The sequence below is a fragment of the Mycobacterium paraintracellulare genome (genome assembly GCF_000276825.1).
GTDB lineage: Bacteria > Actinomycetota > Actinomycetes > Mycobacteriales > Mycobacteriaceae > Mycobacterium > Mycobacterium intracellulare.
On sequence record NC_016948.1, the window covers coordinates 929,982 to 940,859 of the forward strand.

At 67.1% G+C, this 10,878-nt stretch carries 11 protein-coding genes and 1 pseudogene; 5 read left to right on the forward strand and 7 right to left on the reverse strand.

Annotated features, from left to right (window positions below; translation table 11 throughout):
* The gene (locus OCQ_RS04655; protein WP_014381878.1) at positions 1–918 is read right to left on the reverse strand and encodes a class I SAM-dependent methyltransferase; all 918 of its coding nucleotides are present in this window, start codon (positions 916–918) and stop codon (positions 1–3) included.
* A 62-nt stretch (positions 919–980) separates the two neighbouring features.
* Here OCQ_RS04655 and OCQ_RS04660 point away from each other — a divergent pair, with 62 nt between their 5' ends.
* On the forward strand, positions 981–1,787 hold the full coding sequence (locus OCQ_RS04660) for an enoyl-CoA hydratase/isomerase family protein (protein WP_036396658.1): 807 nt from the start codon (positions 981–983) through the stop codon (positions 1,785–1,787).
* A 95-nt stretch (positions 1,788–1,882) separates the two neighbouring features.
* Here the strand turns inward: OCQ_RS04660 and OCQ_RS04665 are convergent, their stop codons facing one another.
* The 4 genes from OCQ_RS04665 to OCQ_RS04680 form a co-directional block, all read right to left on the reverse strand.
* On the reverse strand, positions 1,883–2,749 hold the full coding sequence (locus tag OCQ_RS04665) for an LLM class flavin-dependent oxidoreductase (RefSeq protein ID WP_041785383.1): 867 nt from the start codon (positions 2,747–2,749) through the stop codon (positions 1,883–1,885).
* Between the two features lie 99 nt (positions 2,750–2,848).
* Positions 2,849–3,613, reverse strand: a complete 765-nt coding sequence (locus tag OCQ_RS04670) for an STAS domain-containing protein (protein WP_008253988.1) — start codon at positions 3,611–3,613, stop codon at positions 2,849–2,851.
* A 380-nt stretch (positions 3,614–3,993) separates the two neighbouring features.
* A complete protein-coding gene (locus tag OCQ_RS04675) occupies positions 3,994–4,971 on the reverse strand; it encodes a DUF4873 domain-containing protein (RefSeq protein WP_232065648.1) in 978 nt (325 codons plus the stop codon).
* Positions 4,972–5,225: 254 nt separating this feature from the next.
* Positions 5,226–6,131 carry an AurF N-oxygenase family protein gene (locus OCQ_RS04680; protein ID WP_008253992.1) on the reverse strand — a complete coding sequence of 302 codons (906 nt, stop codon included), beginning with the start codon at positions 6,129–6,131 and terminating at the stop codon, positions 5,226–5,228.
* A 126-nt stretch (positions 6,132–6,257) separates the two neighbouring features.
* Between OCQ_RS04680 and cobF the strand changes: the two genes are divergently transcribed.
* The 4 genes and pseudogenes from cobF (at position 6,258) to OCQ_RS04695 (ending at position 8,660) form a co-directional block, all read left to right on the forward strand.
* Entirely contained in the window at positions 6,258–7,001 is a 744-nt protein-coding gene (gene cobF / locus OCQ_RS04685; RefSeq protein ID WP_041785384.1) for a precorrin-6A synthase (deacetylating), read from the forward strand.
* A 58-nt stretch (positions 7,002–7,059) separates the two neighbouring features.
* Positions 7,060–7,200 (forward strand): annotated as a pseudogene (locus OCQ_RS26985) (Fpg/Nei family DNA glycosylase); the annotation flags it as partial.
* Positions 7,201–7,401: 201 nt separating this feature from the next.
* On the forward strand, positions 7,402–7,869 hold the full coding sequence (locus tag OCQ_RS26990; protein ID WP_232065649.1) for a zinc finger domain-containing protein: 468 nt from the start codon (positions 7,402–7,404) through the stop codon (positions 7,867–7,869).
* 41 nt (positions 7,870–7,910) lie between these two features.
* On the forward strand, positions 7,911–8,660 hold the full coding sequence (locus tag OCQ_RS04695; protein WP_008253997.1) for an SDR family oxidoreductase: 750 nt from the start codon (positions 7,911–7,913) through the stop codon (positions 8,658–8,660).
* Between the two features lie 7 nt (positions 8,661–8,667).
* On the opposite strand, the gene pgi is transcribed toward OCQ_RS04695, so the two are convergent.
* Entirely contained in the window at positions 8,668–10,332 is a 1,665-nt protein-coding gene (gene pgi / locus OCQ_RS04700; RefSeq protein WP_008253999.1) for a glucose-6-phosphate isomerase, read from the reverse strand.
* Between the two features lie 113 nt (positions 10,333–10,445).
* Positions 10,446–10,766, reverse strand: a complete 321-nt coding sequence (locus tag OCQ_RS04705) for a chorismate mutase (protein ID WP_080587981.1) — start codon at positions 10,764–10,766, stop codon at positions 10,446–10,448.
* Positions 10,767–10,878: the final 112 nt, after the last annotated feature.

The following is a 10,878-nucleotide window of genomic DNA, read 5'->3' on the forward strand; positions in this document are numbered from 1 at the left end:
TCAGGTCCGCACCGCGCGGACGAAGCTGATCGTGGCGGCGGGCGCCTGGTGCTCGGCTTCCCCCAAGTCCGGCAGGCCCGCCGCCGAAAACAGGTCGGAGAGCCGGAATTCGGTAGTCTCCCATCCGTTGGCCCGCAGATGCGCGGCCACGTCGGTGTGCTCCCCCGGATAGGTCAACGCGGTGATGTCCAGGTCGAGCCCCTGCCGTCGCCACCCCTCGGCCATGAGCCGGGATTTCTCCAGCGCCTCCGGCGACGTGCCGGCCACGGCACCGAAATCGGCGGCGAACCGGCTGCCCTCGCTGGACAGCGGAATGATGGCATCCAGCAGCCGCACCTCGGCGTCGGGCGGAAGGAATCCGATCAGCACTCCCTCGGCCAACCACGCTGTCGGCTTGCTCGGGTCAAAACCCGACGCCTGCAGGGCCGCCGGCCAATCCTCACGCAGATCGACACCCACGGTGCGCAGCTCGGCGGTTGGGGCCGCGCCGATCTCGGCCAGCGTGGCGGTCTTGAACGCGATCACCTCGGGCTGATCGATCTCGTACACCGTGGTCCCCGCGGGCCACGGCAGCCGGTAGGCGCGGGAATCCAGCCCCGACGCCACGATCACGACCTGGCGCAGGCCGGCCTGCCCGGCCGCGGCGAAATAGTCGTCGTAAAACAGCGCCCGGGCGGCGAAGGTGTCGACGAACCGCGAAAACCCGACCCCCTCTTCGATGTCGGAGGAATCGAGTTCGCCGGTTGCCAGCTTTGTGAACAGGTCCAGGCCGGCGGCGCGCACCAGCGGCTCGGCGAATTCATCGGTGATGACCGGTTGCGGCCGCCTGGTGGCGGCCGCCCGGGCCGCGGCCACCATGGTGGCGGTGGCGCCCACGCTGTTGGCCAGGTCCCAGGTGTCGCCCTCGCTTCGTGCCATGGCTGCTCCTTCGATGTGTGGCCCAACCACGGTATGCCCGATCGGTCGCCTACGGTCTCGGTATGCCTTCAGTGAACCTGGAAACCCTCGAGGACAACATCGCCTGCATCACCCTGAACCGGCCCGAACGCCTCAACGCGATCGATGGGTCGTTGATCGACGGCGTCGACGACGCGTTGGACGCGCTCAGCGCGGGCGAGTTCAGGGTGGCGATCCTGACGGGTGCCGGGCGGGGATTTTGCGCCGGTGCGGATTTGAGCGGCACCGGGCAGCCGTGGACGCAGAACAAGCCGACCACCCCGGCGTTCAAGGTCACCTACGACGCTCAGGTCCGGCTGGCCAACCTGTACACCCGGATCTACGAGCTGGACATCCCGGTGATCGCGGCGGTCAACGGTGTCGCCGTCGGGGGCGGCCTGGCGTTCACGTTGGTCAGCGACATCCGGGTCGCCTCGGATCAGGCCCGGTTCGGTTCGGTGTTCATCAAGGCCGGCTTCTCGTCGATGGACATGGGCACCAGCTACCTGCTGCCGAAGATCGTCGGCGCCGGCGTGGCACGCGAACTCATGCTCACCGGCCGCATCATCGACGCGGCCGAGGCCTATCGCATCAAGCTGGTGCATGAGGTGGTCGCGCCCGACGACCTGATGCCCGCCGCGCTGAGGCTAGCCCGCTCGATCGCCGAGAACAACGCTTATGGCGTGTGGCAGACCAAGATTGGGCTCAATGCCGCGCTGGACGCGCCCAGCCTCCGCCATGCCATCGAGATCGAGAACCGCACCCAGGTCCTCAGCGGTTTCACCAACAACCCGGTTGAGGCCGCCAAGGCTCACCAGGAGAAGCGCGCGCCCAGGTGGGATCCGCTGTGACGAGATAGCGCCCGGCTTGCGCCGCGCTTGCGACCACCGCTTGCCCGATGGCGGCGGCCCGCTGCGCCCGGCTTGCGCCGCGCTTGCGACCGCCGCTAAAGCTTCGCGATTACGTTCTCGGCGAACATCTCCAGGTTGCGGATCTTGTTCTCCAGCGGCTCCGTGTCCTTGCCCTTGACATAGGGGATGCGGAAGCCGACGATGACGTCGGTGACGCCCTTGTCCTCAAGCCGCTTGATGCCGTCGGGGGTGTAGGCGTCGGCGGAGATGACGTGGATCTCGAAAGGCCCGGTCTTGCCGGCTTCTTCGCGGAAACGCTTGAGCTTGGCGAGCAGCTGGTCGAGTTCTTCGGGGTCACCGCCGCCGTGCATCCAGCCGTCCAGGCGGGCCGCGCGCCGCAGCGCCGCGTCGGCGTGACCGCCGATCAGGATCGGGACGGGCTTGGTGGGCGCGGGCGTCATCTTGGTCTTGGGAATGTCGTAGAACTCGCCGTGAAATTCGAAGTACTCACCGGAGGTGAGGCCCTGGATGATCTCGATGCATTCGTCCATCCGCTTGCCGCGCTTGGCGAACGGGACTCCCAGGAGTTCGTAGTCCTCGGGCCACGGGCTGGTGCCCACACCGAAACCCACCCGATTGTCGGTCATCGCGGCGAGCGACCCAATTTGCTTGGCCACCAACGCCGGCGGCCGGATGGGCAGCTTGAGGACGAAGAAATTGAACCGCAGCTTCGAGGTGACCGCCCCCAATGCCGATGTCAGCACGAAGGTTTCGATGAACTCCTTGCCGTCCAGGAACTCGCGGTTGCCGTCCGGGGTGTAGGGGTACTTCGAGTCGGATTCGAACGGGTAGGCGATGCTGTCGGCGATCGTCATGGCGTCGTAGCCGGCCGCCTCGGCCGCCTTGGCCAGCGGGACGTAGAACCGAAAGTCAGTCATCGCCTCTGCGTAGGTAAACCGCACGTCATCTGCCTTCCTGAAGGGGTCGTCCCACGACATTAGAACGTGTTCTAGTTTCAGCACAACCGCCAGATGGGTGTGGCTAGAACTGGTTGGAACGAGTCAGAGCTGGTTCTCGGGGCCGATGACCGCCCACACCGTCTTGCCGGACCCCGTCGGCGTGCTGCCCCACGTGCGGGACAACGCGTCGACGATCGCCAGGCCGGAGACGTCGATGCCCTTCGCTGGAGACGGAAGCCGCACGGCGGGCGTGTTGCTGGCATCGGAGACCGCGATGGTCGCCGTCGTGCCCTGCGCCTCGAGCCGCATCACCGGGACGCCGGCGGTGTGTTCCAGCACGTTCTCCACGAACACGTTGACGACCACCAACGCGACGGGGATGAGCTTGGCCTGCGACCACGTGGTGAGCCACTCGCGGACCAGCCGCCGCGACTCGCGCAGGCTGGTCAGGTCGGCGGGCAGCTGCGCGTCGGCGCGCCGCACGGCACGACGGCCGTTCTGCCCGAGCGACTTCATCGCCGCCTTCTGGCTCGAATACACCGGCATGAAGTGCGCGATCCCGCTGCGCGTAATCGCCTCGCGGGTCGCCCGATTGCTGCAGACGAAGACGATCGGAACGTGGGCCGCGCTGCCGATCTGCCAGTAGGCGCCCATAAAGGTCGACCATGCCGGTTCGGCGTTCAGCTTGAGGCCGGAGACGTCGAGGATGACGGCGGAAGCCGCGTCGGATGTCGCCTTGATGAGGCGGTCGCGCAGTGCGGTGGAATTGGCGGCGTCAAGCACGCCGTCGACGGTCAGAACGGCGATCGAATCATCCGTTCGCGTCGCGACGGCCAGTGAGCTGGCCGACTCAGCCACCGGGCTCATCCCAGCTCGATCGGGACGTCCGGTTTCATTTCCCGCTCCTTGTGTGTTCTGCCGGGCCGACTGCTTGAGTATCCGCCCTCAGCGGCAAAAGTCTAGTTCGCGGCGAGCTCGCTTCGTTGCACCGAAAAGCGGCAGGCCGCGATCCCGATCCCCCCGGACTCATGCCGCAGCCCCGCATCGAATGAATCATGCGCCCCCCTCCGTGCCCGTCGCGGCGTCGATCCGCACCGCCCCGCACGCACAATGGAGTTCATTGCCCAACACGCGCTGTTCCACGGGATTACCACATAGGGGGCGCGGCCAAACTTTCTGGTATGGCCTGAAAACAGGTCGTTTCCTGCAGAAATACGCTGGCCTCCGTCAGCAGCCGCGGTGCCCGTTCACCCAATGCTCAGCGCGTAGGGGGGAGCGCCCACGCCCGCAACCGAGTGCGTGCCCCAGGGTGTCCGTTCGACGATGCGCGCCGGCGCACTGCGCTCACCCACCGTCAGCGTGGCCGTCCGCGCCTGCTTGAGGTCGTCGGACGGCGAACCGAACACGGTTCCCTGCCAGTGGTAGCGACCGTCGATCGGGTCCAGATGGCCGGTGAGCCGGACTCGTACCGGATGACGGCTTCCGGCGATCTCCAGCATGGCGGTGCCGTCGTAGGCGTCGTCGCCGGCAGGCGCGCTGGCCGATAGGTCGAAGGCGGACGCCGCCGGTGGCGGCTCGATCGGTCGCAGCTGGGCGCGTTCGTTGAAGACATGCTGGCTGCTGGCGCGCACCTCGATGCGGCGGCTGCCCGTGCGCTGCATGAGCTTCAGGCACTCCACGATGTAGCGGGCTTGCGCGTCCGGGTCGGGACCGGTGATGAAGAAGTAGTTGGGGAACCCGCGCACCGCCACCCCGCAGAACGGCTCCATGCCGTCGTGCCAAGCCTCTCGGATGGGCAGCCCTCCCGCGCCGGTCAGCGTCTCGTCGGCGACGTGATCGGCGATCGAGAATCCGGTGCCGTAGATGATGGCGTCGACGCTGTGGTGGACACCATCGCCGGTGCGCACCCCCAACGGGGTCACCGTCTCGACCGCCGACGAAGCGATCACCACCGACGGCCGCGACGCGCTCGGGCGGGTGTGGCGGCGCAGCCAGCGCGCGACGCGGGTAGACCACAGCGGTACCTCGGTGACCACACGGCGGGGTGCGCGGGCAAAGACGGTGACGGATGCCGCGGCTTCGACCAGCCGGCCGAGGTGGTAGCCGGCAGCGGCATCGGTGCCGATGACCGCGATGCGCTTGCCGGACGGGTCAAACGCCGGCTCCCACGCCGCCGCGTGAAACGACTCGCCGCGAAACTCGTCACGCCCGGCAAGGTGCGGCACCCAGGGAACGTAGACGTCTTCACCCGCGGCGACGACGACATCGGCCCGCACGATCTCGCCACGGGCCGTGGTCAACAGCCAAGTGTCGGAGGCGTCGTCGAACCGCGACCGGAGGACGCCCTGGCCGGGCCGGTCGAGCAGGACCAGGTCGGTGAAGCCGGCGCCCGACAACGCATCACAGGCGCTCTGACCGCCGACCCCCGCGCCGACAATGGCCGTGTGGCAACGTGATTCGCCGCCGGGACGCGAAGCCGTCACAGAAACCTGCTGCGCTTCCAGCCGCGGCGCGCGAAGCGGCCCATCAGGCCTACCTCGGTGAGAAACGCCGCCAGTGGAGCGAAGCCGGCGACCTGAACGTCACGGCGATGCGGGCTGGTGCGCGCGGTCTTTCGGGCCCGCTGCGGGTCGAGACCCGTTCGCGCATAAGGGACCGGGTTGCTGAACAGATAGTTGAAGAAGTAGCCGCCCAGCCCGTTGATGTTGGCCATGAACCAGCGGTTGAACCGGGGCATTTCGGCGACGCGTTTGCGCGCGCCATCGCGCGCGAATTGGATGTGACGCGCCTCTTCGGTCACGTGAATACGCATGAGCCGCTGAATGATTGGCTGCAGCTCGGGGTCGTCCATCATCTGTCGCTGCAGCGAGTCGAAGATCTCCTCGCCGATCAGGGCGGCCACCCACAGCATCGACCCGCGCTGAAACGCCAGCGGAAGCATGTTGATGATCATCCGGTGAAACATCCGGGGGCGCACCGGTTTTGCGCCGACGCGCTCGATGGCCTTGCCGAACATGACCATGTGACGTGTCTCGTCGCCCAGTTCGGTCAGCTTGTAATGCGTCGAGTTACTGGTCGGGTCTTCGTGCAGGATCGTGCGCAGCAACGACTGGTTGAGCATGTTCTCGAACCAGATCCCGGCCGAGAGGGTGTTGACCAGTTCCTGGCGGGACAACTCGATCTGCTGTTCGCGGGTCATCTCGTCCCACATCGGGGTGCCGTACAGCGACACCAACCGCGGCGGCAGATAGAACTTGTCCGGGTCGAGCGGAGCGTCCCAGTCGATGTCGACGACGGGCTCATAGGACTTTTTGACCGAGCCCTTCAGCAAGCGCTCGGAGAACTCTTCACGGCTCGGCCCACCTGGCTTCAGCGACGTGGTCATCCCTGGCGTCCCTCCATTGGGTGCTTAGACGGTACCCATGGTACTGGGTACTTCAGGTCCCGACTAGGCCTATTCGGTATCGATTCGGCAATGTGGTTGAGCAGCGACGCGAGTCAGGAGGGTTCATTGGGCCGGCACATCCACGTCATCGGCATTGGCGCCGGCGATCCCGACTATGTGACCGTGCAAGCGATCGAGGCGCTCAACGACACGCAGGTGTTTTTCGCGATGGACAAGGGCGACCAGAAAAGCGACCTGGTGGCGCTGCGACGCGAGATCTGCGCCCGGTTCATCCGCGAACCGGGCTACCGGTTCGTCGAGCTGGCCGACCCCAGGCGCGCAGATCACGCCGAGTACCGCGACGCCGTCGCGGAGTGGCATGCCGCGCGCGCGCAGATCTGGGCCGACGCCATCTCGGCCGAGCTGGGTCCGCACGGCGTCGGCGCATTCTTGGCCTGGGGCGACCCGTCGCTCTACGACAGCACCCTGCGCATCCTCGACGCTGTTGCCGCGCAGGTCGATTTCACGTTCGACGTGATCCCCGGCATCACCGCCATACAGGCGCTGACCGCCCGGCATCGCATCCCGCTCAACGGGGTCGGCGAACCCGTCCTGATCACCACCGGCCGGCAGCTGCGCGCGCACGGATTGGCCGGCGATGCGGTCGTAATGCTCGACGCGGACTGCTCGTTCAACACGTGCCCGCCTAACACCCGCATCTGGTGGGGCGCCTACCTGGGCACCGACGACGAACTGCTCATCGCCGGCACGGTCGGCGAAGTGGGACCCCGCATCGTTTCGCAGCGGGCCGAGGCGCGCGCCCGGCACGGCTGGATCATGGACACCTATTTGCTCCGACCGGCAGACTGAAACCGTGCCCGAACTGCCCGAGATCGAAGCGCTGGCCGATCATCTACGGCGCAACGCCGTGGGCCTGACGGTCGGCCGTGTCGACATCGCCGCCCTGTCCGTCCTGAAGACCTTCGACCCGCCGATCAACGCGCTGCACGGCCAGACCGTGGTCGGCGCCGACCGCTGGGGCAAATACCTGGGGCTGCGGACGGACGACCTCTACCTGGTCGCCCACTTGTCCCGGGCGGGCTGGTTGCGGTGGTCCGACAAGCTGGCCGCGGCGCCGCTGCGCCCCGGCAAGGGCCCGATCGCGCTGCGCGTGCACCTGGGCACGCCCGGTGAGGCGCCCGGCTTCGACCTCACCGAGGCCGGCACCCAGAAGCGGCTGGCGGTGTGGCTGGTAAGCGACCCGCAGCAGATCCCACAGATCGCCTCCCTCGGGCCGGACGCGCTGGACCTCGGCCCCGACGACCTGGCCCGCATTCTGGCGGGCAACACCGGGCGGATCAAGACCGTCATCACCGACCAGAAGGTGATCGCCGGTATCGGCAACGCCTACAGCGACGAGATCTTGCACGTCGCGAAGATCTCGCCGTTCGCCACCGCCGGCAAGCTGTCCGAGAAGCAGCTCGCCGCGCTGCACGACGCCATGATCACCGTGCTCACCGACGCGGTGAGCCGATCCGTCGGCCAGGGCGCGGCCACGCTCAAGGGCGAGAAGCGCTCCGGATTGCGCGTGCACGCCCGCACGGGCCTGCCCTGCCCGGTGTGCGGGGACACCGTGCGTGAAGTGTCGTTCGCGGACAAGTCTTTTCAATATTGTCCGACGTGTCAGACCGGAGGCAAGGTCCTGGCCGACCGGCGGATGTCGCGTTTGCTGAAGTAGTCGCCCGTCCGGGACTTGACACCTGTCGATATGCTGCCCCGATGACTCGCCAGAAGATCCTCATCACCGGCGCCAGCTCCGGGCTGGGCGCCGGCATGGCGCGCGCCTTCGCCGCCAAGGGCCGCGACCTCGCCCTGTGCGCGCGTCGCACCGACCGGCTCGAGGAGCTCAAAGCCGAGCTGACGCAGAAGTATCCGGGCGTGACGATCGCCGTCGCCGCGCTGGACGTCAACGACCACGAGGCCGTCCCCAAAGTGTTCGCCGAACTCAGCGACGAGCTGGGCGGCATCGACCGCATCATCGTCAACGCTGGCATCGGCAAGGGCGCCAAACTCGGCTCCGGCAAGCTGTGGGCCAACAAGGCGACCCTCGAGACCAACCTGGTGGCCGCGCTGGTGCAGATCGAGACCGCGCTGGAGATGTTCAACAAGAACGGTTCGGGCCACCTGGTGCTGATTTCGTCGGTGCTCGGCAACAAGGGCGTGCCGGGCGTCAAGGCCGCGTACGCGGCCAGCAAGGCCGGCCTGAGCTCGCTGGGCGAATCGTTGCGCGCCGAATACGCCAAGGGACCCGTCAAGGTGTCGGTCATCGAACCCGGCTACATCGAGTCGGAGATGACGGCCAAGTCGAACAGCACAATGTTGATGGTGGACAACGAAACTGGCGTCAACGCGCTCGTCGCCGCCATGGAGCGGGAGCCCGGGCGGGCGGCGGTGCCGTGGTGGCCGTGGGCGCCGCTGGTGCAGCTGATGCGGGTGCTGCCGCCTCAGCTGACCAAGATGTTCGCCTGAGGACCGATCAGCTGGTCCGGCCTCGTTCGCTGCGGTAGCGGCGGACCAGGGCATCGGTCGAGCTGTCCGATTGCGGCGCCGGGGAGGCGTCCGCGGTGAGCACCGGCAGCAGGGCTTTGGCCTGAGTTTTGCCCAGCTCCACGCCCCACTGGTCGAACGAGTCGATTCCCCAGATGACGCCCTCGGTGAAAACCTGATGCTCGTAGAGCGCGATCAGCTGGCCCAGCACCGACGGGGTGAGCCGGTCGGCCAGGATCGAGGTCGACGGCCGGTTCCCCGGCATCACCTTGTGCGGCACGATATCGGCGGGCGTGCCTTCGGCGGCGATCTCCTCGGCGGTCTTGCCGAAGGCCAGCACCTGGGTCTGCGCGAAGAAGTTGCTCATCAACAGGTCGTGCATGCTGCCGTCGCCCTCGGCGGTGGGCAGGTCGTCGATGGGTTGGCTGAAACCGATGAAGTCGGCCGGCACCAACCGGGTGCCCTGATGCAGCAACTGATAGAAAGCGTGCTGGCCGTTGGTTCCCGGTTCGCCCCAAAAGATTTCACCGGTGTCGGTGGTGACCGGGCTGCCGTCCGCGCGGGTCGACTTGCCGTTGGACTCCATGGTCAGCTGCTGCAGGTAGGCCGCGAACCGCGCCAAGTCGTTGGAGTACGGCAGCACCGCGCGCGACTGCGCGCCCATGAAGTTGGAATACCACAGGCCGATAAGGCCAAGTAGCACAGGAGCATTGGACTCCAGCGGGGCGGTCTTGAAATGCCGGTCGACGATGTGGAATCCGGACAGGAAGTCCGCGAACGCTTCCCGGCCGATGGCGGCCATCACCGACAGGCCGATCGCCGAATCCACCGAGTAGCGGCCGCCGACCCAATCCCAGAACCCGAACATGTTGTCGGTGTTGATCCCGAAGTCGTCGACGAGGCGCTTGTTGGTGGAGACGGCCACAAAGTGCTGGGCCACCGCGGCGTCGCCGAGGGCGTCGGTGACCCAGCGGCGCGCTGCGGTGGCGTTGGTCAGGGTTTCCAGAGTCGAGAACGTCTTCGATGCCACAATGAAAAGCGTTGTGGCGGGGTCCAAGTCGGCCAGGGTGGCGATCAGGTCGGCGGGGTCGACGTTGGAGACGAAGCGCGCCGAGATGCCCGCATCCGCGTAGTGGCGCAGGGCCTGGTAGACCATCACCGGGCCGAGGTCCGATCCGCCGATGCCGATGTTGACCACGGTGCTGATCCGTTTGCCGGTCGCTCCGGTCCATTCACCGCTGCGCAACCGGTCGGTGAAGTCGCCCATCCGGTCCAGCACGGCATGCACGTCCTCGACGACGTTTTGACCGTCGACGGTCAGTTCGGCGTCCCGGGGTAGCCGCAGCGCGGTGTGCAGCACCGCCCGATCCTCCGAGGTGTTGATGTGGACACCGGCGAACATCTGGTCGCGGCGCTGTTCGAGGTTGGCGGTGCGGGCCAGATCGACCAAGAGCCGCAGCGTTTCTCGCGTGATCCGATGCTTGCTGTAGTCGATGTAGAGGTCGCCGACCGAGACGGTCAGCTCGCGGCCGCGGTCGGGGTCCTCGTCGAAGAACTGGCGCAGATGGGTGGCGCCGATGCGTTCATGGTGCCTGCGGAGGGCGTCCCACACGGGGGTGGCGGTGATGTCGGGGAGGGTGTGCAGGGAAGTCATTGGCGTCGCTCCTCTTCATCGCTTCGCTCTGCATCGTCGCCGACGCGGGCCGTCATGCTTCGACCCTATGGGCTCTGACGTGAAGGAGCCAGATGTGGGGGCGAGCGCCGGGCTCAGTGACCGAGCCGGCCCCTGCCCAGCCGCAGCAACAGTATCGCCAGGTCCTTGCCGTCGGGGCCGAGCTCGCTGTAGCGCTCGATGACCTTCATCTCGCGGCTGTGGACAAGTCGCGTCCCGCCGGAGGCCATCCGGGCCTTGCCGATCGCTTGTGATACCTCGGTGCGCCGTTTGACCGCGGCGAGGATCTCGGCGTCCAGCCGATCGATCTCGAGACGTAGGTCGTCGATGTCGGTGGCCCCTTGGGTCTCCACCGTCTCGATGTTCATCCCTGTTGCCTCCGCGCCTTCGTCGTGATGTGTGGGTTCTGGACTCATGCAGCATCGGGCCTCACTGAAGACGAGCCCCGGGCGCCGAAGGCGGGTCCGGGGCTCTGCGGAAGCAGTTAGACCACGGGCACCGCGGACCGGCACCCGTAGGGAAATCGGC

What these genes read in the sequence shown, in the direction of transcription:
- OCQ_RS04660 (WP_036396658.1), top strand. Translation starts at nt 981, where the DNA reads ATGCCTTCAGTGAACCTGGAAACCCTCGAGGACAACATCGCCTGCATC.
- OCQ_RS04670 (WP_008253988.1), bottom strand. Translation starts at nt 3,613, where the DNA reads ATGAGCCCGGTGGCTGAGTCGGCCAGCTCACTGGCCGTCGCGACGCGA.
- OCQ_RS04705 (WP_080587981.1), bottom strand. Translation starts at nt 10,766, where the DNA reads ATGAGTCCAGAACCCACACATCACGACGAAGGCGCGGAGGCAACAGGG.
- pgi (WP_008253999.1), bottom strand. Translation starts at nt 10,332, where the DNA reads ATGACTTCCCTGCACACCCTCCCCGACATCACCGCCACCCCCGTGTGG.
- OCQ_RS04695 (WP_008253997.1), top strand. Translation starts at nt 7,911, where the DNA reads ATGACTCGCCAGAAGATCCTCATCACCGGCGCCAGCTCCGGGCTGGGC.
- OCQ_RS04655 (WP_014381878.1), bottom strand. Translation starts at nt 918, where the DNA reads ATGGCACGAAGCGAGGGCGACACCTGGGACCTGGCCAACAGCGTGGGC.
- OCQ_RS04680 (WP_008253992.1), bottom strand. Translation starts at nt 6,131, where the DNA reads ATGACCACGTCGCTGAAGCCAGGTGGGCCGAGCCGTGAAGAGTTCTCC.